The organism is Actinoplanes sp. HUAS TT8 (assembly GCF_051380535.1).
Taxonomy (GTDB): domain Bacteria; phylum Actinomycetota; class Actinomycetes; order Mycobacteriales; family Micromonosporaceae; genus Actinoplanes.
On record NZ_CP195646.1, the window covers coordinates 3644646 to 3666341 of the forward strand.

Genomic DNA, 21696 nt, shown 5'->3' on the forward strand with positions numbered 1-21696 from the left:
GGCCCGAGGATGGGGATCATGCGTGAACTGCTGAGACACCCGGTGGTGCCGGGTCTGCTGGTGTCCGCTCTCGGCGACGGGATGAGCCTGGTCGCGGTCGCCTGGCTGGCCGTGCGGATCGCGCCGCCGGGGCAGGCCGGCGTGTGGACCGGCCTGGCCGTCGCCGCCTATGCGCTGCCCGCGTCGATCGGGGCGGCGCTGCTGTCCCGGTTCATGCGCGGGCTGCGGGCGGCCCGGCTGGTCGCGGCCGACGCGACGGTGCGGGCGGTCGCGCTCGGCACGGTCGCGATGCTCGCCATCACCCAATCCTTGACCCCGATGACGTACGTCGTCCTGCTGGCCCTGTCGTCGCTGCTGCACGCCTGGGGCACCGCCGGCGCGTACACCCTGGTCGCCGAGCTGTTGCCGGAGGAGCAGCGGGTGGCCGGCAACGCGCTGCTGCCCACGTTCCAGCAGGCGGCGATCGTGGTCGGCCCGGCCGTCGCCGGCGCGCTGACCGGACTGGCCGGTCCCGGCTGGGTGATCGGCGTCGACGCGCTGAGCTTCGCGGTGCTGGCCGTCGCCGCCTGGTCGGTCACCGGGCAGCGGGTGGCCTCGACCGAGTCGGCGGCCGGGGCGTGGGCGACGCTGCGGGCCCGGCCGCGTCTGCTCGGCCTGCTCGTGGTGTCGATGATCTTCAACTTCCTGTACGGGCTGGTCGAGGTGGCGCTGCCGGTGCACGTCGCCGTGGACCTGAACGGGTCGGCCGGGCTGCTCGGCCTGTACTGGACGGTGTTCGGGGTCGGCGCGACGGCCGGGGCGCTCGGGGCCGGGCTGCTGTCGCGCCTGCCACCGGCGTACGTGATCGTGGTGATCATCGTCGGGTGGGGTGTCGCGCTGATCCCGCTGGGTCTGGCCGACGCGATCTGGCCGGGGATGCTCGGGCTGGCCGTGGGCGGTCTGATCTACGGGCCGTACACGGCGATCTCCACGGCGCTGTTCCAGCGCGGGACACCACCGGCCGCGATCAGCGGGGTCCTGGCCGCCCGGGCGGCGCTGGCCGTGCCCGCGACCTCGGTGGGCACGGTGCTGGGCGGGCCGCTGGTCGCCGTACTCGGAGGAAGGTCTGTTCTTCTGTGGTCCGGCCTGCTCACGGTCGGTCTCGGGGTGGCGGTCGGTGTCGCGGTCCGTGGTCGGTTCCGTGGTCGGCACGGATGTGCGCGCAGGCCCCGGACCGCGAGGCTTGGTGCATCGAACGACAACGAGGAGTGACCACCATGACGCTGGGAATCAAGACCGTTCTGCACACCGTCTCCGACCTGGACGCGGCCAAGACCGTGTACACCGCGCTGCTGGGGATCGCGCCGCAGACCGACACGTCGTACTACGTCGGCTACGACACCGGCGCCCAGCACGTCGGGCTCGTCCCGGCCAAGGACGGGGTGGCCGCGCCGGTCACGTACTGGGCCGTGCCGGACATCGCGGCCAAGGTGGCCGAGCTGACCGCGGCCGGCGCGACGCTCAAGGAGGAGCCGCACGACGTGGGCGGCGACCGCCTGATCGCGACGGTCACCGACGCCGACGGCACCGTGCTGGGGCTGCTGCAGGACCGCTGATCAGCCGGAACCCGAAGACCCCTGGCCCGTATCGGTCAGGGGTCCTCGTCATAAAGCGAACGCTCATTCTTGACAGGCCGGACGCCCGGCTCCTACCTTGAAAACGAATGGTCGTTCTCTTTTAGGAGTTGTCATGAACACGGCCCCGACCCCGTGGCCGCGCGTCGCGGCCACGGTGGGACTGCTCACCCTGATCATCAGCGCGCTGCTGACCGCGTTCGCCTGGCCGGCCGCACGCTCCTCGGTGCACGACCTCCCGATCGCGGTCGCCGGTCCCCCGGCGGCCACCGCGCAGGTCACGGCCGCCCTGGAGAAGAACCGCCCGGGCGCCTTCGACGTCACCACGGTCGCCGACACGGCCGCCGCCGAGGCCGCGATCAGGAACCGCGACGTCTACGGCGCCATCGACCTGTCCTCCGGCGCCCCGCAGGTGCTCACCGCCTCGGCCGGCAGCCCGGTGGTCGCGCAGACCCTGCAGGCGGTGGCCGCCGCGCTGGCTCAGAACAACACCGCCGCTTCCGTACGGGACGTCGTGCCGACCCCGGCCGACGACCCGCGCGGGGCCGGGGTCACCGCGGCCGCGCTGCCCATGGTGCTCGGCGGCATGCTGGCCGCGGTCCTGCTCACACTCCGGGTCCGCGGCACCGCCCGCAAGATCACCGGCGCGCTGGCCTACTCGGTGCTCGGCGGGCTGGCCATGACCGCGATCCTGCAGTACTGGCTCGGCTCGCTGACCGGCGACTACCTGGCCAACTCGGGCGTGATGGCGCTCAGCCTGGCCGCGACCGCACTGACCATCCTGGGCTTCGAGTCGCTGCTCGGCACGGCCGGCTTCGGCCTCGGCGCGGTGATCATGATGCTGCTCGGCAACCCGCTCTCCGGCGCGTCCAGCGCCCCGGAGATGCTGCCCGGCTGGTCCGGGGCGTTCGGCCAGTTCCTGCCGCCCGGCGCCGCGGCCTCGCTGCTGCGGTCGGTCGCCTTCTTCGACGGCAACGGCTACCCGCACCCGCTCGTCGTCCTGCTCGCCTGGATGGCCTTCGGCGCCCTGCTGTGCCTGCTCAGCGGCCTGCGGGGTGCGCGCCGCGCCGCTGTGGAGGAGACCGCCGGGAAGCAGCAGCCGCCCGTCCCGGTGGCGGTCTGATCGGGTCATTGTGAACGCCGCCCCACCGGGTGGCGTTCACAATCCGCGGATAGCGTGGACGGCATGACGCTGCCGGCCGACAGTCATGTGCACAGCGAGTTCTCCTGGGACACCCAGGTCGGCTCGATGGAGGGGACCTGCGCGCGGGCCGTCGAGATCGGCCTGCCAGTGGTCGCGTTCACCGAGCACGTCGACCACACCCGCTGGGCCGCGCCGACCGAGGGGCCGTACGTGAGCGTGGAGCTGACCGCCGCCGCCGACCCGGACGGCAAGATCACCCCGCCCGCGTTCGACGTCGACGGCTATCTCGCGGCGATCGAGCGCTGCCGGGACCGGTTCCCCGGCCTGCGGATCCTCACCGGTCTGGAGGTCGGCGAGCCGCACTGGTACGCCGAGCAGATCGCCAAGATCCTCGCCGCCGGGACGTTCGACCGGGTCCTCGGCTCGCTGCACTGCCTGCCCGACGGCGCCGGCGGCCACGCCGAGCCGTGGGCGCTGTTCCCGCACCGGGACCCGGCCGAGCTGGTCCGTGAGTACCTCACCGAGATCCCGCGGATGGTCGCGGGGGACGACCCGTTCACGATCCTGGCCCACATCGACTATCCACTGCGGTCCTGGCCCGCCGACCGGGCCGGGCCGTTCGACCCGGCATCGTTCGAGGACGAGTTCCGGTACGCGTTGAGCGCGCTCGCCGGGTCCGGCCGCGCCCTGGAGATCAACACCCGGATCCCGCTCGACGCCACGATCCTGCGCTGGTGGCACGAGGCGGGCGGCGACGCGGTCAGCTTCGGCAGCGACGCCCACCGGCCGGAACTGGTCGCGCACGGGTTCCGCGAGGCCGCCGCGATGGCCGAGGCCCACGGTTTCCGGGCGGGGACGACGCCGTACGCGCTCTGGGCCCGTCGCCCGTAAAATCGGTTGCCCGGGGAGTTTCCGGACGTTAGACACTCCGGAGTGGCCCATAGACCGAAACTGATCGTGCTCGCCCTGGCCCTCGCGGTCGACATGCTCGGCAGCGGTCTGTTGCTCCCGGTCTCGCTGCTCTACTTCACCGAGGTCACCGGCCTGCGCCTGACCACCGTCGGCCCGCTGCTGAGCCTGGCCGCGCTGGCCTCGCTACCGGTTCCGATCATCGTCGGGCACGTCGCCGACCGCACCCGCCCGCTGACCCGGGTGCTGGCCGCGCAGGTCCTGCAGGGTCTGGCCTTTTCCGCGTACGTCCTGGTCAGCGGCCCGATCACCCTGCTGCTGGTCGCCACCGTGGCCGCGGTCGGCCAGCGCCTGTTCTGGTCCTCGTTCTTCTCGGTCGTCGCCGCCCTGGCCGAACCCGGCGAGGACAGCCGAGACGCCGACCGCCGCTTCGCGATGGCCGGCATGATCCAGATGGGTGCGATGGGGGTCGGCACGCTGATCGGCGGGCTCGCGGTGACCTACTCGTGGTACCAGCCCGTGGTCTACCTCAACGCCGCCAGCTTCCTGCTCTCCGCGCTCCTGCTGCTGCTCGTGCCCCGCGGCGCCCGGCCCACGGCGGCCGAGCAGGACCACGGCGGCTACCGGACGCTGCTGCGCGACCGTCCGTACCTGCTGCTCATCGCCGTCAACACGATCTTCGCGCTGTGCAGCATCTTCGTCGCCGTCGCCGTCCCGATCCACCTGATCGACGGCGTGCACGCCCCGGCCTGGCTGATCGGCCCGCTGCTGGCCGCCAACACGGTCCTGCTCGCCACCGGCCAGCGCCTGGCCGTACGCCTGGTCCGCCCGCTGTCCCGGGCCGGCGCGCTGGTCCTGGCCGGCGGCCTGTGGGCGCTGTGGGCGGTGATCTACGCGGCCGCCGGGCGGGTGCCGGCCTGGGCACTCGTGCCGTACCTGCTGCTCGGCATGATCTTCTACGCCGCGGCCGACCTGATCCACGCGCCCATCTCCAACGCGCTCTCCTCGGCCGCCGCGCCGCCGGCCCAACGCGGCCGCTACCTGGCCGTCTACCAGTACACCTTCGCGTTCGCGAACATCCTGGCGCCGACGTTCTTCACCGGCCTCTACGCGTACGGGCCGGCACTCCCGTGGCTGGCCCTGGCCCTCGTCGCCGCGGCCGCCTCGGCCGTCACCTGGACCCTGCGGACCTCCCTGACCGCCCGCGAGACCGCCAGTGCGAACTGACGGCCCGCGGGCATCCCGGGTCTAGCGTCGCCCGGCGGCGTCCAGGATCACGGCCATCTCGGGGTCGGGCAGCAACTCCCGCACCTCCTGCGCGCACCGGCAGGCCACGGCGATCCTGGCCGCCCACTCCAGAGCCTCGGCCCGGGTCGCCACGTCGACGACCACGAACCCGCCGATGAACTCCTTGGTCTCCGGATACGGCCCGTCGGTGACCACCCCGTCCGTGCCCACGACGCTGACCGCCGGCCGGTCCAGCCCGGCGCCGTACACCCACACGCCGGCCCGTACCGCCTCCTCGACAACCGCATGAGCGGCCTTGGCCACCTCCGGAAGCTCCTCGGCCGCGATGTGATCCATCCCGCCGTCGTTGAACGAGATCACGTACTGAGTCATGCCTTCACCCCTCATCCCGGCGGCCACCACCGACCACCTCTCCCTCGTTCCACGAACGCCCCACCCCGAATCCGACAACCCCGCCGAGGTTTTTCCATAAAGGCCTACCGGGCGGGCACCGTCCCGCCGCTCACCATGCCCACCAGATCCTGGGCCGGCCGCGTGGGGCGGCGAGGTCCAGCCTGCGGATCCGGAGGCCGTCCCGGACGACCCGCACCAGCGCGTGTGGCAGGCGCACTCCGACCGGCCCGCCCCTGGCCTCGCTGCTCGGAGTCCATCTGAGCCTTCCCCTCGGCGAGCATGCCCGACACCGCGCTCGCCGGCGATGCCCCACCAGCGACGTCAAGGCCGGCGCCTAGGAATCGCCGCTCACCTGGTCGCCCAGATGAGTCCGCTGGTAGAGAACTCGCCGACCAGCCCGGGACGCCGCCACCAACCCCGCGTCCCGCAGCGTGGTCAGGTGGTGAGAGGCGGTTGCCGGCGCCAAGCCCAGCCGCCCCGCCACCTCACCGGTGCTGGCCGGCACGGCCACCAACGTCAGGACCGCCGCCCGCGTCGGCCCGAGTAGCCCCGTCAATACCGCGCTCGGCTTCGGCGCGGGCGACCACAACTCCCCGTAACCACGGGGCGCATACCAGAGCGACCGGCCGGTGGTCATCGCGTACACATCGGGCCCGGCGAAGCCGGTGGGCAGGAACGTCATGCGCTCCCCGCTCGCCCACTGCCCGGATTTATCTGGATATTTGATGAGCAGAGCCGACCCATCCCACCCTAACCGGGGATGCAACCCCGCAATCATCACCCGCGGACTCTGCGACGCCGCCACCCGCATCCGACCGGCGATCTCCCCCTCGGCGAATCCCCGCAGCCGCGGCCACAGCGGTGCGATCGCCACCTCGGAGTACCCCCGGATCTCCGTGATCAGCGTCTGCAGCCCGGCCGCCGGATCCCCGGCGAGGAGCGGAGCCTCGGCCACCACCCGGTCCAACGGCGTCGCCGCGATCACCGACAACTCATCGACCAGCCGCGGCCGAGCGACCGAAGGCACCGGCGTGAGGAAATCCGGCGCATACCCCCCGGGCCCGAACAGAACCGCCCGCAACGTCGGCCACCGCCCCAGAGCCCCCGAGACCCGACCGGTCCAGGCCGGCGACACCCAGCCCGCACGCAGTGCAAACGCGCTGGCCACCACCTCGGCCATGGGCGAGTGCGCGAATCGCAGCCCGGCGAGATCCGCCGCCCCGAACTCCCACGAGATCACGGGACCATTCGAGCACGATCGAACGCCTGGGAGCCACGGCCCTCCCCGCCTACCGTCGCCCACCATGGAATACACCCGTCTCGGCCGCATCGGCCTCACCGTCAGCCGCCTCGGCCTGGGCACGATGAACTTCGGCTGGCAGATCGACGAGCCGGCCGCGCACACCGTCCTCGACCACGCCATCGCTCAGGGCCTCAACCTCATCGACACCGCCAACATGTACGGCCGTGAGGACGGCGACGGTCTCAGCGAGCGCATCATCGGCACGTGGCTGGCGAGAACCGGTAATCGGAACCGGACAGTCCTGGCTACCAAGGTCTACGCCCCGATGTCGGCCGACCCGAACGATCGGGGCCTGTCCGCGCGCAACATCATCACGTCGTGCGAGGCGTCGTTGCGACGTCTGCGCACCGACCGCATCGACCTCTTCCAGATGCACCACGTCGACCGCACCACGCCCTGGGAGGAGATCTGGCAAGCCCTGGAAACGCTGACGAACCACGGCAAGATTGTGTACGCCGGTTCGTCGAACTTCGCCGGATGGCACCTCACCCGCGCCCAGGCCGTCGCTGACCGCCGCCACTACCTGGGGCTGGTCTCCGAGCAGGTGAAGTACAACCTGCTCACCCGTCACGCCGAGCTCGAAGTCCTTCCGGCCGCAGCCGAACTGGGCCTGGGCGTCCTCCCGTACTCCCCACTGCATTTCGGCGCCCTCTCCGGGGCCCTGCGCAAACAACGCGACAGATCGCCGGGCCGCACGCTTCTGCACGCCTCCGACCGGGTCGAACCGCACCGGGCGGCGCTGCAGCGCTTCGAGGACCTCTGCGCCGACCTGGGCGAGGAGCCCACCACAGTCGCGATCGCCTGGCTGCTGTCCCGCCCGGAGGTGACCGCACCGATCATCGGCCCGCGCACCCCCGAGCAGCTGGACCTCCCGGTCAGAGCGGTGACGAAGCCCCTGCCGGCCGAGGTCCTGGCCCGGCTCGACGAGATCTTCCCGCCGATCGGTAACGGCGGACCCGCCCCCGAAGCCTGGGCCTGGTAATCGCCGGCGCCGATACCGGCACCGCACCACCGTCCACCCAGAAGATCTTCGCCGACGGCCGGGCTCTCCTGCCCGCCCTGCTGGCGTTGGAGGAGACCGGTTCACGCATCCGGGAACGGTGTCACGAGGGTCGCGGCCAGGGCGGTCAGGCGCGCGCGATCCGGGTCGGACAGGCGGGCGGTCAGTTCGGCGATCCGGCGGTTCACCTCGGCCTCGCCGTCCCGGGTGAACTGCTGCCCGAGGGGTGTCAGCTCGACGAGCACGGCGCGGCCGTCGTGCGGTGACGGCAGCCGGCGGACCAGTCCGCGTTTCTCGGCGCGACCGACCAGGCCGGTGATCGACGACTTGTCGAGGCCCAGGTGGCGGCCCAACTCCAGCATGCCGGGCGTGCGGTCGCGCAGTATGCCGAGCAGTCGCAGCTGGACGACGGACAGGTCACGCTCGGCGCCGACCGCGGTGAGGATGCGCTGGATCTGGAAGGAGAGCTGCACCAACGCGTCTGTCGTGTCCACGACGACAACCCTACTTGCATTTAGTACGTGGCACCAACTACCTTGATTTTAGTACGCGCCACAAACTAGTTGGGAGTCCCACCATGCACGCAGCCGTGGTCACCTCGTTCGGAACCCTCCCGCGCTGGCAGGAGGTCCCCACCCCCGTCCCCGGCGACGACGAGATCCTGCTCGACGTCGTCGCGGCCGGCCTGCACCAGCGGGTCCGCTCGGCCGCCGACGGCAGCCACTACAGCTCCGACGGCGTCCTGCCGATGGTCCCCGGCATCGACGGGGTCGGCCGCGCCGCCGACGGCGAGCTGCTCTACTTCGTCGCCCACGACACCCCGCTCGGCACGATGGCCGAGCAGGCCGCGGTCGACCGCCGCCGCGCCGTCGCCCTGCCGGCCGGCACCGACCCGATCGCGATCGCCGCCGGCATGAACCCGGCGATGTCGTCCTGGATCGCGCTGCGCCACCGCGCCAACCTCCGGCCGGGCGCGTCCGTGCTGGTCATCGGCGCGACCGGCGGTTCCGGCCAGTTGGCCGTGCAGGTCGCCAAGCACCTCGGTGCGGGCCGCGTGATCGCCGCCGGCCGCGATCCGGAACGCCTGGCCCTGCTGACCGGGCTCGGCGCCGACGCCGTCTTCGATCTGACCGACCCGGCGCTGCCCGAGGCCGCCGCCGATGTCGACGTCGTGCTCGACTACCTGTGGGGCAAGCCCACCGAGCACCTGATGCCGGCCCTGCTGACCGCCCGCCACGACCGGGCCAAGCCGCTGACCTGGGTGGAGATCGGCTCGGTGACCGCGCCCGAGATCACCCTGCCGTCGTTCCTGCTGCGCGCCGCCGCGATCACGATCGTCGGCAGCGGCCAGGGCTCGGTCCGCACCCGCGACATCCTCGGCGAGCTGCCCGAGCTGGCCCGGCTGATCAGCGCCGGCGCGTTCACGGTCGACGCTCTTCCCGTGCCGATGGCCCAGGTCGCCGACGCGTGGAGCGCCCCGGTCGCGCCCGGGCAGCGGGTCGTTCTTACACTCGGCGAGTGACCGGGCGGTTCCTGCGCGACATAGCCGTCTCCCCCGGTTTCGACCCCGCGATCTACCCGTTCCACCTGCCCGTGGTCAAAGGGCTCATCGCCTCCGGCCGGCTCGACATCGGTCCCGGGGTCACGTTCCTGGCCGGGGACAACGGTTCCGGGAAGTCCACGCTCATCGAGGCGATCGCCGTCGCGGCCGGGTTCAACGCCGAGGGCGGCAGCCGCAACTTCCAGTTCGCCACCAAGGCCACCGAATCGCCGCTCGGCCGGCATCTGATCGTCGGCCGGGTGGCCGGGCGTCGGGAGCGTTCCAACTTCTTCTTCCGTGCCGAGTCGTTCTACAACGTGGTCACCGAGATCGACAATCTCGGCGTCGGGGCCGGTTACGGCGGGCGCAGCCTGCACGAACGCTCCCACGGGGAATCGTTCCTCGACCTGATCGAGCAGCGCTTCCACCCCGGCGGCCTCTACCTGCTGGACGAGCCCGAGGCGGCCCTGTCACCGCGCGGGCTGCTCGTCGCGCTGGCCCGGCTGCACGCCCTGACCCGGGCCGGCTCCCAGATGATCATCGCGACGCACTCGCCGATCCTGCTCGCGCTGCCCGGCGCCACCATCCTGCAGATCGCCGAGGACGGACGGTTGCGGCGGGTCACCTACGACGAGGCCGACGCGGTCCAGGTGACCCGCAACTTCCTGAGCGCGCCGGACCGGACCCTGCGCCACCTGCTCGCCGACTGAGAACGGGCCGCCGCCGGCGCTCAGCTGATCGGCCGGCCGAGCATGGTGCAGACGGCCGCGTCGACCAGTTTCTGGTCGGCGGCCTGCACCTCGGGGAACTTGGTCCCGAACTGGGAGATCGTCACGACCGTCACGGTCCGGCGCCCGGTCGCGTCGGTGTAGTTCTGGCTCGCGTACCCGGGGATGCCGCCGGTGTGCCCCCAGACGGTCCCGCACGAGTTGGTGTACTCCATGAGCCCGAGCCCGTACCGCCCGGAGCCGGCCGGATCCTCGACGGTGGAGCGCATCTCGGCCAGTTGCGCCGCGGGCAGCAGCCGCCCGGAGAGCAGCGCCCCCAGGAACCGCTCCCAGTCGCGCGGGGTCGACACGATCGCGCCGGCCGCCCACGCCCACGACGGGCTGATACCGGTGACGTCGACGTGCTCGTGCCGGTTCGGGCCGATGAACGCGGTGCCGGCCGGCGCCCCGAACGCTTCCAGCAGGGGCGCCAGATGCGCGGCGTCGGGTTCGTAGCCGTGGGCGAGCCGGTCGCCGAACCGCCCGTCGGCCGCCAGGTACGTGCCGGTCAACCCCAGCGGCCGGAAGATCCGGTCCCGGAGCAGGTCGGCCAGGCTGTCCCCGGTGACCCGTTCGAGGATCATGCCGAGCGCGATGTAGTTGGTGTTGCTGTACGAGAACCGCGCCCCGGGTGCGAAGTTGACCGGATACTTCGCGGCCACGCCCAGGAGTTCCCCCGGCGTCCAGGTGTGCCGCCGCTGACCGGTGATCGTCGGGAGCACTTCGGGGTCGTAGCGCTGCTTGTCGTACTCGATGGAGTAGTCGGGCAGTCCGCTGGTGTGGTTGAGCAGCATCCGTACGGTGATCGTGTCGCCGTTGGCGACGGCCCCCGGCAGCCACTTGTCCACGGTGTCGGTCAGGCCGATCCGCTGCTCGGCGACCAGCTGCAGCAGCAGGGTCGCCACCATGGTCTTGGTGTTGGAGCCCATCCGGAACTGGTCGTCGGCCGTGAGCCGATGATCCGCCCTGGTCCAGGGCGCCTGCCGGGCGACGGTGGTCACCCGGCCCCGCCCGTCGTCGAGGCGGACGATCACCCCGGGCGCGCCGGCCGCCACGTCCTGGTCGGCCAGCGCCGCCAGCGAGGTGCGCGGCGCGGCCGTGGCCGGGGTGCCGACCAGACCGGCCAGCGCCACGGCGCCGGCGACGACCTGGGCGGTACGCGGAACGTTCATGAGGTGTGCTCCCCCGATAGCGGTCGATGTCCTGTCATCAACGCTAGGGAGCCGTGTCCGTACCGAATAGTTGCGAAGCTTGTGAATGGGTTTAGTTTTTGAACGTGGATACCGTCGATCGTCAGATTCTTGATCAGCTGACCGTGAACGCGCGGACCAGTCTGACCGACATCGCCCGGACGATCTCGCTGTCCGTGCCCGCGGTGAAACGGCGGATCGGCCGTCTGGAACGCGACGGTGTCATCCGGGGCTACACCACGATCGTCGCCGAGCCCGGCGCGCGGAAACTGCACGCCGTGGTCGAGCTGTTCTGCGCCGGTCAGATCCAGCGCGAGGACATCACCCGGGTCTTCGCCGACCGGCCCGAGGTGCTCGTCGCGTTCACCGCCGCAGGTGACAGCGACGTCGTCATGCTGGTGCAGACCGACGACACCGATCACCTGGAGTCGCTGCTGATGGATCTGCGCCGCCATCCGCTGGTGTCGCAGACCCGGTCGCGGGTCATGCTGAACACCCTGATGGGCCGCCTCACGCTGTGAGGTCCGGATCAGGCGAACTGCGAGGCCGGCCGGCGGGACGGCGCGAGTTCCTCGGTCGATTCCGAGCGGTTGACGGTGCGGGTGTCGGCCGCCGCGCCCGTGCCGCCGGCCCAGACCGCGGTCCGGATCGGGTGCGCCGGCCGGTCGCCGCCGCCGGTCGCCGTGCGGACGTGGTCGAGGCTCACGGCCGTACCCCCGAATTGTGGAGCCCAGGAGGTGATTGCCGCAGCGTAGGAGACCTCCTTGACCCCGGCGGAGGCCGGGTCGGTCCCGGCCGGGGCCGAGGCCGGCGCGGGCCGGGCGGCCATGGCGTTGGCGGGCGAGGACAGCCCGCCGGTCATCGCCAATCCGGTAGCCGCGGCGATCAGGACGGAGAGTGAACGCTGGCGCATCGGGCGCTCCCTTCGAGAACCGGTGTTGAGATCACTCTGCGGCCGGAGTCTGTGCGTCTCCTGTGCCGGTGGATAGTGATTTCTTGTGAACCGGTCCCGGCCCGACTATCCGGCCAGAGCCTGCGTGACCAGGCGAAGATCAAGATCAGGAAGACCACCGGGCTTGCGTACGGCGTAATCCCCGTCGCACACGAGCAAGGTCTCGTCACCCACCCAGCGGACCGGACCGGCCAGCAACTGCCGAGCCGCCTCGGTCGCGGCAAGCGGAGCGGTGTTACCGACAGTGAGCAACGCCTGCGCGACCACGTCGACCGCCTCGGGCGGGGCATCGGCGTCGCCGAGCGCGGGCAGGGCGAGCAGCACCCGCTGGGGTGTGGTGGCCAGGCGACGGAACTCGGGCCAGGACAGGCCGGGGCCGTAACCGTGGCCCTCGCGCGCCGCGACCGTGATCGCCCGGCCGGGCGTGAGCACCACGTACTCGTCGCCGCCCTCCATGTCATAGCCGTGCCAGATGATCTGCACGAAATGATCGCCGATCGGGATGACCGGCCAGCGTTCGGAGGCGCGGATCTCCTCGTCCAGGGGCTGCACGGGGTCGTCGCCGAACAGTTCGGCGATCAGCTCCGGGTCGGCGCAGCCGTCGAACGTGGCCTGCCAGAACACGGGCCGCTCCAGCAGCGGGACACCGTCGGTCAGAACATCCGCGGCCACGTCGTCGTAGCGGCTCACGTAGTCGGTCGCCTGCGCCTCGGTCAGCATCGATCCGATCCTAAGCTCTTCCTGGTCCTGGCGGTCCCAGGATGAACAGAGGTATCACACAAGCCCCGGGCCGCGGGCATTCTTTGAACCATGAACAGCAACGAACTGCCCGGTGGGCGCTACCGCGTCGGCGACCTCGACCTGTCCCGCTTCGGCTACGGTGCGATGCAGCTGGCCGGCCCGCACGTCTTCGGCCCGCCCAAGGATCGGGACGCCGCGATCGCCGTGCTCCGGACCGCGGTCGAGCTCGGGATCAACCACATCGACACCGCCGACTTCTACGGCCCGCACGTCACCAACGAGATCATCCGGGACGCCCTGTCGCCGTACTCGAATGATCTTCACATCGTCACCAAGGTCGGCGCCCGCCGCGACGAGAACGGCGGCTGGCCGCACGCCCGCAGCCCGCAGGAGCTGCGCGAACAGGTCCACGAGAACCTGAAGAACCTCGGCCTCGACGTCCTCGACGTGGTCAACCTGCGCGTCGGCGGCTTCGACCGGCCCGAGCCGGGCTCGATCGCCGAACAGTTCGGCGCCCTGGCCGAGCTGCGCGACCAGGGCCTGATCCGGCACCTGGGGCTGAGCACGGTCAGCGCCGAGCAGATCGCCGAGGCGCAGGCCATCGCCCCGGTCGTCTGCGTGCAGAACTTCTACAACCTGGCCAACCGCGAGGACGATCCGCTGATCGACTCCCTGGCGGCGCAGGGCATCGCCTACGTTCCGTACTTCCCGCTCGGCGGCTTCACCCCGCTGCAGACGGCCGAACTCCAGCAGGCCGCCGACGACCTCGGCACCACCCCGATGTCGATCGCCCTCGCCTGGCTGCTCCGGCGCTCCCCCAACATCCTGCTCATCCCGGGCACATCCTCCGTCGCCCACCTGCGCGAAAACATCACCGGCGCGGCCATCGAACTTCCGAAATCCCTATTCGGTACGGCGTGAGGACCACCTGGACCACGGCGCCGTGACCGACCTCGCGCGCTCCCGCGGCAGGACCGGTGTCTCAGGTCGTCAGGCGAGCACGCAGGGCGGCGAGGTCGGCCTCGGACAGGCCGTTGTCCAGGAGAAAATCGGGCATCGTCAGCGACCCGACGGTCGAGGTCAGCGACGCCGCGATGGTGGTGTCGTGGCCGGCCAGGCGTTCGTTCACAGCGGCGAGCTGGTCGCCGAAGCCGAGTTCGGCGTACCGCCGCCTCATCCGTTCGAAGGTCAGCAGGTAATCGGCGATGATCTCCTCGGGTGTCGCCCCGGCCGACGTCAGCAGCACCAGGGCGAGCAACCCGGTACGGTCCTTGCCGCCGGCGCAGTGGAACACCACGCATCCCGGGGCGGCCGTCGCGATCGCCCGCACGGCCGCGACCACCGGCTCGGGATGCTCGGCCAGCACGGCCGGGTAGTAGAGCGGCGAGGCCAAGTTGTCGATCTTCTGCCAGCGCTCGTAGAACGGTGTACCCACCGGGTCCAGCGGGATCCGCACCGTGGTCATACCCGGCGGTCTCGGCGCGACGTCGGGCCGGCACTCGTCGGCATGGCGCAGATCGACCACGGTCCGGACCCCGTGGGCCCAGGCCGCCGCCCACCCGGACTCGCTCAACCGGGTCGGCGCCTCCATCCGGACCACCGCACCGGGCCGGATCCGGCCGAGGCCGCCCAGATCGCGAACATTGACACACCCGTCCCACGCGAGCTCCCGACCACCGGCCACGTCCACAGCGCCCCCTACCGCGGGTGGTCATACGGCGAACGCACCACCCGCGCGGTGGGCCGGCCGGACTGAACGGTCACGGCATCAGAAGCTGGGTGATGCCGGGCGGACGGGTGACGTCGAGCGGCGGGGCGAGCGGCCGAAACCGGGCAGCAGGCGTTCGGTGACCATGCGGCCGGCCGCGAGCTGGGCCGCGTACCGGCGGCGGCGTTCGGCCAGGACCGTGGCCAGGAAGTAGTACGGGGTGGTGCCGGGCGGCGGGGGCGGGGTCACCCGGGCCCCGACCTCGGCGGCCAGCATCCGCTCCAGATGGCCGCGGTGGGGTTCGCGCAACTCCGGGGCGCGGGACACGAACTGGCGAACCTGGGCGGCCAGTTCGTCGTCGATGGCCGACAGGTCGGTGACGGCGGCCCACGCGGCCAGCCCGGCCGGGAGGGCCGGGACGAAGCGGAACGGGACCGGGCGCTTCTCGTGGACGACGATCGTGCCCGCGGCCAGGTCGCCGAGGCGCCGCCCCTTCGCCGAGAAGATCATCACGGCCAGGGTGACGATCCAGGTCAGGAACGGCAGGAGCAGTCCCGGCCACTCGACCGCCAGCCCGATCAGGGCGCGGGTGAACGCGTGCCGGACCCGGATCGGCCCGCCGTCCTCGCGGATGACCCGCAGGCCCATGGCGGACTTGCCGATGCTGCGGCCGTTGGTCCGGGTCTCGACGAACGTCGGGTAGAGCAGCAGCACGAGCACGACCACGATGCGCAGCACCGCCGAGACGAGCGCCTCGTCGACGATGCTGTCCGGCAGCGCGGCCAGGATCAGCGCGGTGAACAGGGCCGCGGCCCCGGCGACCATCGCCTGGACGAGGATGTCGATGCCCAGCGCGATCGCCCGCGAGCCGAGCCGGGCCGGCCGCAGTTCGAGCGCCACGGCCTCGGCGGTGACCAGCTCCGCGGCGGTCGTCGCGTCGGAGGCCGCGCCCGGGCCGGTGGCCGTCACCGGGGCCGGGGCCGCGGCGGGAGTGGTCACCGGATCCACGGGAGCAGCGTTCACCCGGACAGTGAACACCACCGGGGCCGAGCCGCATACACCGCGTCCACTACGCTTCCGGGCAACGGATTCGGCGGGGGCAGAACGATGATGGATCTCGACGCGTATCTCGCGGAGCGCGGTGGCGAGTGGCACCGCCTGGAGGTGCTGGCCAACCGGCCCAACCTGCTCAGCCCGGCCGAGATCGACGAGCTCGTGGTCCTCTACCAGCGGGCCGCCACCCACCTGTCGGTGCTGCGCACCCGCAACCCCGACCCGGTGATGCTGGCCGATCTGTCCCGCCTGGTCCTGGCCGGCCGGGCCGCGGTCACCCGCAGCAGCGGCGGCTTCTCGTGGCGGCCGCTCGGCGAGTTCTTCGCGTACCGGTTGCCCGCCGCGCTCTACCGGACCCGCCGCTGGTGGGGCACCCTGGCCGTGCTGCTGGTCACGGCCACCGCGGTCCTGGTCTGGTACATGGCCTCGCACCCCGAGGTGCTGTCGCTGTTCGTCGACGACGCGGACATCGACAAGGTCGTCAACCAGGAGTTCGTGGGGTACTACAGCGAGTACCGGGCGCAGAACTTCGCGCTGCAGGTGTGGACGAACAACGCCCTGCTCACCGCCCAGTGCCTGGCCTCCGGTGTGCTGATCCTGCCGGTCTTCTACCTGCTCTGGTCGAACATGCTGAACACCGCGGTGGTCGGCGGCATCATGGTCAGCCGCGACGCCGGCGGCACCTTCCTCACCTACCTGGCCCCGCACGGCCTGCTGGAGATCACCTGCCTGTTCGTCGGGGCCGGGGTCGGGCTGCGGATCGGCTGGTCGTGGATCGCCCCGGGCCCGTTGCAGACGCGGCGTCAGGCGCTGGTCGCCTGGGTCCGCGAGGGCATGGTGGTGGCCGTCGGCCTGGTCCCGGCCCTGCTGGTGGCCGGTTGCCTGGAGGCGTTCGTGACGCCGTCGGCCCTGCCGCCCTTCGCCCGCATCGGGATCGGCGCCGCGGTCTGGCTCGGCTTCCTGTCCTACGCGCTGGTCTGGGGCCGCGAGGCCGACCGCCGCCGACCGGCCGGCCCGGACACGGCCGACCTGCCGGCCGCCTAGGCCGGGGCCCGCCGCGACTACAGGCGGCCGGTGGCCTTGAGCAGCAGATACACGTCGGCGACCTTGCTCGCGAAGGTGTCCGCGTCCGCGTCCACCACGGTCGCCCCGGAACGGTCGAGCACGTCCCGCACCCGGTCCCGCTCGAACAGCACCCGCTCGGCGGCCGCCGCCGTGTGCACGTCGGCCGCCGACAGCTTCTCCGGCAGCTCGGCCATCCGGGCCACCGCCGGGTCCCGCACCCCGGCCACGATCACCTTGTGCCGGGCGGCCAGCCGCGGCAGCACGGGCAGCAGCCCCTCGATCATCGGCGCGGTGTCCAGCGCCGTGAAGATGACCACCAGGGATCGTTTCCGGTCACGCCGTAGCAGCTCCCGGGCGAGCAGCGAGAAGTCGGTCTCGACCAGGGCCGGTTCGAGCGACGCCATCGCGTCGATCAGCCGGGGCAGCTGCACCCGGTGGCCGCCGCCGTCGACCCGGACCCGCACCGCTCCGTCCAGCGCGAGCAGGTCGACCTTGTCGTCGGCCCGCGCGGCCAGCACGGACAGCAGCAGCGCGGCGTCGATCGTGGCGTCCAGCCGGGGCGCGTCACCGACCCGGACCGCCGAGGTGCGGCCGGTGTCCAGCACGCAGTAGACGCGCCGGTCGCGTTCGGGCCGCCAGGTGCGCACGACCACGTCGTGGTGCCGGGCGCTGGCCCGCCAGTCGATCGACCGGACGTCGTCGCCGAACACGTACTCCCGCAGCACGTCGAACTCGGTCCCGTGCCCCCGCCCGCGGGTCACCACGCTCCCGTCGAGCACGCGGATCCGGGCCAGTTTCTCGGGCAGGATCCGGCGGGACGGGAAGCGGGGCAGCACACGCAGGTTCCACGCGGGCGTGACCTGCTCGTTCCACGCGCGGCGGCGCTGCCGGTAGGCGAACCCGAACGGCCCCATGGACCGCAACGTCACCCGCACCGCGGGCCGGTCCCCGTGCCGGGTCGGCGTCAGGCTGGTGACGATCTCGTGGGAGGCGCCCGGTTCGAGCAGGAACGCGTGGTGCACCGGCCCGGCCCCGGCCGACGGCACCCAGCTGTCGCGCAGGCTCAGCCGTACGTCGCGATCGGAGGTGTTGGAAACCGTCAGCGTGGTCGTGGCCGTGTGGCCGAGCCACACCGTCCGGTCCCCGGAGCGGCGCAGTTCGAGACCGGTGAGCGGCCCGGCCATGACCAGATCGGCCAGCGCGAGCAGGGCGGCCAGCGCCACCACGATCCCGGCGCCGAGCCACGGCGCGGGCAGCAGCGCCGGCAGCGGCAGCCCGATCAGGAGCAGCAGCGCGAAACGCCTGGTGATCATCAGCGCGGCGCCGGCACCGACGTCAGGACCGTGGCCAGCACCGACTCGACGGTCACGCCGTCCAGTTCGGCGTCGGCGCGCAGCCGGACGCGGTGGCGCAGGGTCGGCAGGGTGTAGCCCTTCACGTCGTCCGGGACGACGTAGTCGCGCCCGTTCAGCCAGGCGTGCGCCTTGGCCACGGCGAGCAGCGCGGTCGCGCCACGCGGGGAGGCCCCCAGTTCCAGGGCCGGGGCGACCCGGGTGGCCCGGCAGATGTCCACGATGTAGGCCAGCACCGGGTCGGCCACCTGGACGCGCTGCACCGCGGCCCGCCCGGCGGCCAGGTCGGCGGCACCGGCGACCGCGGTCACACCGGCCGCCTTGAGGTCGCGCGGGTCGAACCCGTTGTGGTGGGCGCGCAGCACGTTGAGCTCGGCGTCGCGCTCGGGCAGCGGCACGCTCAGCTTGAGCAGGAACCGGTCGAGCTGCGCCTCGGGCAGCGGGTACGTCCCCTCGTACTCGATCGGGTTCTGGGTGGCCGCGACCAGGAACGGCTGCGGCAGCGGCCGGGGCGTCCCGTCGACGCTGACCTGCCGCTCCTCCATCGCTTCGAGCAGCGCGGCCTGGGTCTTCGGGGGCGTCCGGTTGATCTCGTCGGCGAGCAGCAGGTTGGTGAAGACCGGGCCGGCCCGGAAGTTGAACGCGGCCGTGCGCGAGTCGTAGACCAGCGAGCCGGTCACGTCGCCGGGCATCAGGTCGGGCGTGAACTGGACGCGCTTGGTGTCCAGGTCGAGCGCGGCCGACAGGGCCCGCACGAGCAGCGTCTTGGCGACCCCGGGCACGCCCTCGAGGAGGACGTGACCGCCGCAGAGCAGCGCGACGACGACCCCGCCGATCACCGCGTCCTGGCCGACGACGGCCTTGCCGACCTCGGTGCGCAGCCGGCCCAGGGCGAGGCGGGCCTGTTGTGCGTCGGGGGTGACGACGGCATCGGTGGTCACGGCTGGTCTCCTTCGAATCCGGTGATCTCGCGTACCAGGTGCTGTACGGCGTCGGCGGCCGAGATCAGCTCGGCGTCGTTCTCGGGGTGGAAATCGGCCAGGATCTCCCGCACGTCGTCCACCTCGTACCCCGCGGCCTCGGCGATGTCGGCGAGGGTCGCGCCGGCCGGCAGCCCGAGGTGGGCGATCAGCCGTCGCCGGGCGGCGGCCCGCAGGATGTCCAGGGACTCGTCCCGGGCATGAGCCCGCTGGTAGAGGCGGGCGTGCCCGAGCATGGTCTCGTTGGACGGGACCCGGGACGGCAGCGGCTCGCTGACCGGGGTGCCGAGCCGGCGCGCGGCGGCGACGGCCAGGGCCAGCAGGGCGAGCGCGAGCAGCGCGATCGACGCCCACACGGCCGGCGGGAACGCCTGGGCCAGCGGGTTCGGCTGGTTGTCGGCCTGCGCCGGCTGCCGCGGCGGCCGGGTCTCCTCGGGGTTCCCGGTGTCGGCCTCCCGCGGGGTCGCGCGGGAGGTCGGCCGGCTGACCGGCACCTGGCTGGGCCGGCTCGTCGGCGACGAGCTGACCTTCGGCACCGCCTCCCGGTGGTGCACGTCGAGCCAGATCACCCGAGGGGTCTGGGTGAGCAGCCCGGTGGCCAGGGTGAGGTTGCCGTTCTCGTTGATCCGGTCGTTGCGGAACGGGTCGGGAGCGCCGACCACGGTGACCGTCGCGCCGGCCGTGGTCACGCTCAGCACGGCACCGTCGTAGCAGGTGGTGGGCGCGACCGGCCCGTACGCCCGCTTGCCGACCGCGACCTTGCCGGCGGCCGTGGCCAGCGGGTCGGCACATTCCGGCAGCATCAGGCCGGTGGCCCAGCGCTCGTGGAACTGCGCGATCGGCCAGTTCGTCTCGGCCAGCGCCGACGAGTCGGGCGACACGACCACCAGCCGGGTGCCGGGCGGGACCGCGCCGGGACGGCCGAGCCGTTCCATGTCGGCCAGGTCGGGCGTGGTGACCAGCAGCGTCACCGCCTCGCCGCGCACCGCGGCCAGCGCCCCGGCGGTCGACGTCTCCCGATCCACGGTCACGCCGCGTTCCGTCAGCTCGCCGGCGAGCAGCGCCGAGCCGATGCCGGCCGGGCTGACCGGGGACAGGTAGTCGCTGTCGTCCTGGTCCGGCTGCTCGATCGCGTGCACGATCAGGGTGCCGGTGATCAGCGCGATCAGCAGTGTGAACGGGATCGCCACGCGGAGCCAGCGGCGTTTCCGGACCGGCGCGGTCACTGGGGCCCTCCCTGCGGCGGTGCGGTGAGAGAGGACCGGACCTCGGCGGTGAGCGAACGCATCCGGTCGTCGTGCCCGGAGGACGCCTCGCGTCTGCCGTACCAGATCTCCGAGAAGATCGCGGTCGCGCCGCCCAGCGGTGCCCCGACGACCGGGCGCCGGGCGGCGGCGTCGGCCGCGAGCTCCAGGGCGGTGGTGCCCGGCTCGGGCGCGATCACGCCGGCCCGGGTCAGATCAGAAACGGTCTCGCGCAGCCGCTCGCGGATCGCCTCGGCGTAGCGCCCCTCGGCCGCCAGCCGGTCGGCCAGCGACAGACCGACGGCCGGCCTGGGCGCCTCCACGACGGCCGGCTCGGCCGCCGCGACGACCGGCTTCGCCGTGGGCTGGGCTTTCGCTTTCGGCTTGCGGCGCCATCGGGGAAAACGCCAATGCAGCCGTACGCGGGGAAGCCGCCACCGGGGCAGCCGCAGGCGCGGAAACCGGAACTTCAGACGGGGGAACCGCCGTGGGACCCAGGCCGGGAACCAGTACCACAACGCGGCCACCAGGCCGGTCAGCGCGAGCAGGATCAGCAGGGTGAGCTGCGGGGACAACGCGTCGAAGATCCGCGCGACGAGCGAGTCGTAGAACCTCATCGGATCGCCACCAGGGTCTGCGCCTCGTCCTCGCCGCGCGACCGGCTCCGGTTCAGCGCGATGTCCAGGCCCTCGGTGCGGATCCGCGCCTCGACCAGCAGCACCGCGTCCAGGCAGGCCAGCGCCGCGTAGGCCACCGTGTTGGCCACCGCCCAGGCGGCCGGGACCGCCCAGTCCAGCCAGCTCGCGCCGGTCACGTTGTAGGCCAGCAGGTCGGCGACCGCGATCCAGCCCAGCCCGAGCGCACCCCGGATCCCCAGCCAGGTCAGATAGCCCAGGATCCGGATCCGGCCGACACGCAGCCCGCCGCGCGCCGACAGCTGGATCGACCGGGTCAGCGCCGCGAACGGGTTGCCCGGACGGTCCAGCGTCAGGATCGGGCCGGTCAGGCCGGTGAACGCGTAAAGCACGATCGCGGCGACCAGCGCGAAGTAGGCGGCCGGCCAGGCCAGTGCGGCCAGAAGGACCGCGAGCAGCAGGGCCCAGCCCACCCTCGTACGCCGAAGAATGTCGACGTGTGAGGCGAAGCGCCCGATCAACGCGGGCCCGGCCGCCGCACCCGCGAACGCGCCGAGCAGCGTGATGATCCCGACCTCGATCGCCACCCCGGTCGCCACGATCTGCCACCACGCGCCGAGGTCCCACTTGTCGGGGAAGTAGAACGGCGGGGTCAGCGACGGGACGGCCGCCCGCATCCGGGTGAGCAGCACCTGCTCCCCGGCCGCCAGCACGGCCGCCACGATCAGCAACGGCAGTGCGCGCTGCCGCAGCAGCGCCACGCCGGCGTCCAGCGACTCCCCCGCGGTCGTCGCCCGCAACGGCAGGATCGCCGTTGACCGGCGCGATCCCGCCGCCTCTCCCCGCATGGCGGGCATCC

Annotated in this window: 24 protein-coding genes; 11 read left to right on the plus strand and 13 right to left on the minus strand. The window is 72.3% G+C overall.

The window, feature by feature from the left end; genetic code table 11:
- Positions 1–18: 18 nt before the first annotated feature.
- The 5 genes from ACSHV8_RS16485 (at position 19) to ACSHV8_RS16505 (ending at position 4893) form a co-directional block, all read left to right on the plus strand.
- Positions 19–1251 (plus strand): MFS transporter, encoded by a 1233-nt coding sequence (locus ACSHV8_RS16485; RefSeq protein ID WP_436533962.1) that lies wholly within the window; start codon positions 19–21, stop codon positions 1249–1251.
- A 5-nt stretch (positions 1252–1256) separates the two neighbouring features.
- Positions 1257–1595 (plus strand): VOC family protein, encoded by a 339-nt coding sequence (locus ACSHV8_RS16490; protein WP_436533964.1) that lies wholly within the window; start codon positions 1257–1259, stop codon positions 1593–1595.
- Between the two features lie 133 nt (positions 1596–1728).
- Positions 1729–2736, plus strand: coding sequence for a hypothetical protein (locus ACSHV8_RS16495; RefSeq protein ID WP_436533966.1), 1008 nt, complete (start codon positions 1729–1731; stop codon positions 2734–2736).
- A gap of 63 nt (positions 2737–2799) precedes the next feature.
- Positions 2800–3648, plus strand: coding sequence for a PHP domain-containing protein (locus ACSHV8_RS16500; RefSeq protein ID WP_436533968.1), 849 nt, complete (start codon positions 2800–2802; stop codon positions 3646–3648).
- A 42-nt stretch (positions 3649–3690) separates the two neighbouring features.
- Positions 3691–4893 (plus strand): MFS transporter, encoded by a 1203-nt coding sequence (locus tag ACSHV8_RS16505; RefSeq protein WP_436533970.1) that lies wholly within the window; start codon positions 3691–3693, stop codon positions 4891–4893.
- 21 nt (positions 4894–4914) lie between these two features.
- Here ACSHV8_RS16505 and ACSHV8_RS16510 read toward each other — a convergent pair whose 3' ends face one another.
- A complete protein-coding gene (locus tag ACSHV8_RS16510) occupies positions 4915–5286 on the minus strand; it encodes a YciI family protein (RefSeq protein ID WP_436533972.1) in 372 nt (123 codons plus the stop codon).
- A gap of 355 nt (positions 5287–5641) precedes the next feature.
- Positions 5642–6547 (minus strand): ArsR/SmtB family transcription factor, encoded by a 906-nt coding sequence (locus ACSHV8_RS16515; RefSeq protein ID WP_436533974.1) that lies wholly within the window; start codon positions 6545–6547, stop codon positions 5642–5644.
- Positions 6548–6611: 64 nt separating this feature from the next.
- Here ACSHV8_RS16515 and ACSHV8_RS16520 point away from each other — a divergent pair, with 64 nt between their 5' ends.
- Positions 6612–7592 carry an aldo/keto reductase gene (locus ACSHV8_RS16520; RefSeq protein ID WP_436533976.1) on the plus strand — a complete coding sequence of 327 codons (981 nt, stop codon included), beginning with the start codon at positions 6612–6614 and terminating at the stop codon, positions 7590–7592.
- 101 nt (positions 7593–7693) lie between these two features.
- Here ACSHV8_RS16520 and ACSHV8_RS16525 read toward each other — a convergent pair whose 3' ends face one another.
- Positions 7694–8104: a MarR family winged helix-turn-helix transcriptional regulator gene (locus ACSHV8_RS16525; RefSeq protein WP_436533978.1), complete on the minus strand. Its 411-nt coding sequence runs from the start codon at positions 8102–8104 to the stop codon at positions 7694–7696.
- A gap of 83 nt (positions 8105–8187) precedes the next feature.
- Here ACSHV8_RS16525 and ACSHV8_RS16530 point away from each other — a divergent pair, with 83 nt between their 5' ends.
- Together ACSHV8_RS16530 and ACSHV8_RS16535 are read left to right on the plus strand one after the other, a co-directional pair.
- Positions 8188–9132: a quinone oxidoreductase family protein gene (locus ACSHV8_RS16530; RefSeq protein WP_436533980.1), complete on the plus strand. Its 945-nt coding sequence runs from the start codon at positions 8188–8190 to the stop codon at positions 9130–9132.
- Complete coding sequence (locus tag ACSHV8_RS16535; RefSeq protein ID WP_436533982.1) at positions 9129–9860, plus strand: AAA family ATPase; 732 nt, start codon at positions 9129–9131, stop codon at positions 9858–9860. Before ACSHV8_RS16530 ends, ACSHV8_RS16535 begins: the two co-directional genes overlap by 4 nt.
- A gap of 20 nt (positions 9861–9880) precedes the next feature.
- Here ACSHV8_RS16535 and ACSHV8_RS16540 read toward each other — a convergent pair whose 3' ends face one another.
- Entirely contained in the window at positions 9881–11089 is a 1209-nt protein-coding gene (locus ACSHV8_RS16540; RefSeq protein WP_436533984.1) for a serine hydrolase domain-containing protein, read from the minus strand.
- 104 nt (positions 11090–11193) lie between these two features.
- Between ACSHV8_RS16540 and ACSHV8_RS16545 the strand changes: the two genes are divergently transcribed.
- A complete protein-coding gene (locus tag ACSHV8_RS16545; protein ID WP_436533986.1) occupies positions 11194–11628 on the plus strand; it encodes an Lrp/AsnC family transcriptional regulator in 435 nt (144 codons plus the stop codon).
- 8 nt (positions 11629–11636) lie between these two features.
- On the opposite strand, the gene ACSHV8_RS16550 is transcribed toward ACSHV8_RS16545, so the two are convergent.
- Both ACSHV8_RS16550 and ACSHV8_RS16555 read right to left on the minus strand, forming a co-directional pair.
- Positions 11637–12020: a hypothetical protein gene (locus ACSHV8_RS16550; RefSeq protein WP_436533988.1), complete on the minus strand. Its 384-nt coding sequence runs from the start codon at positions 12018–12020 to the stop codon at positions 11637–11639.
- A gap of 105 nt (positions 12021–12125) precedes the next feature.
- Positions 12126–12779, minus strand: coding sequence for a hypothetical protein (locus tag ACSHV8_RS16555; protein WP_436533990.1), 654 nt, complete (start codon positions 12777–12779; stop codon positions 12126–12128).
- A gap of 90 nt (positions 12780–12869) precedes the next feature.
- Between ACSHV8_RS16555 and ACSHV8_RS16560 the strand changes: the two genes are divergently transcribed.
- Positions 12870–13721 (plus strand): oxidoreductase, encoded by an 852-nt coding sequence (locus ACSHV8_RS16560; protein ID WP_436533992.1) that lies wholly within the window; start codon positions 12870–12872, stop codon positions 13719–13721.
- A gap of 61 nt (positions 13722–13782) precedes the next feature.
- Here ACSHV8_RS16560 and ACSHV8_RS16565 read toward each other — a convergent pair whose 3' ends face one another.
- Together ACSHV8_RS16565 and ACSHV8_RS16570 are read right to left on the minus strand one after the other, a co-directional pair.
- The gene (locus ACSHV8_RS16565; protein WP_436533993.1) at positions 13783–14490 is read right to left on the minus strand and encodes a tyrosine-protein phosphatase; all 708 of its coding nucleotides are present in this window, start codon (positions 14488–14490) and stop codon (positions 13783–13785) included.
- Between the two features lie 78 nt (positions 14491–14568).
- Positions 14569–15531, minus strand: coding sequence for an RDD family protein (locus ACSHV8_RS16570; protein WP_436533995.1), 963 nt, complete (start codon positions 15529–15531; stop codon positions 14569–14571).
- A gap of 87 nt (positions 15532–15618) precedes the next feature.
- Between ACSHV8_RS16570 and ACSHV8_RS16575 the strand changes: the two genes are divergently transcribed.
- Positions 15619–16605, plus strand: a complete 987-nt coding sequence (locus ACSHV8_RS16575) for a stage II sporulation protein M (RefSeq protein WP_436533997.1) — start codon at positions 15619–15621, stop codon at positions 16603–16605.
- 17 nt (positions 16606–16622) lie between these two features.
- On the opposite strand, the gene ACSHV8_RS16580 is transcribed toward ACSHV8_RS16575, so the two are convergent.
- From ACSHV8_RS16580 to ACSHV8_RS16600, 5 genes are read right to left on the minus strand one after another with little or no spacing between them, the layout of a single operon-like run.
- Positions 16623–17939 carry a DUF58 domain-containing protein gene (locus ACSHV8_RS16580; protein ID WP_436533999.1) on the minus strand — a complete coding sequence of 439 codons (1317 nt, stop codon included), beginning with the start codon at positions 17937–17939 and terminating at the stop codon, positions 16623–16625.
- A complete protein-coding gene (locus ACSHV8_RS16585) occupies positions 17939–18919 on the minus strand; it encodes an AAA family ATPase (protein WP_436534001.1) in 981 nt (326 codons plus the stop codon). The genes ACSHV8_RS16580 and ACSHV8_RS16585 overlap by 1 nt, the downstream gene beginning before the upstream one ends.
- Complete coding sequence (locus ACSHV8_RS16590; RefSeq protein ID WP_436534002.1) at positions 18916–20184, minus strand: DUF4350 domain-containing protein; 1269 nt, start codon at positions 20182–20184, stop codon at positions 18916–18918. The genes ACSHV8_RS16585 and ACSHV8_RS16590 overlap by 4 nt, the downstream gene beginning before the upstream one ends.
- Positions 20181–20819 (minus strand): DUF4129 domain-containing protein, encoded by a 639-nt coding sequence (locus ACSHV8_RS16595; protein ID WP_436534003.1) that lies wholly within the window; start codon positions 20817–20819, stop codon positions 20181–20183. Before ACSHV8_RS16595 ends, ACSHV8_RS16590 begins: the two co-directional genes overlap by 4 nt.
- Positions 20816–21685, minus strand: coding sequence for a hypothetical protein (locus ACSHV8_RS16600; protein WP_436534005.1), 870 nt, complete (start codon positions 21683–21685; stop codon positions 20816–20818). The genes ACSHV8_RS16595 and ACSHV8_RS16600 overlap by 4 nt, the downstream gene beginning before the upstream one ends.
- Between the last annotated feature and the right edge of the window lie 11 nt (positions 21686–21696).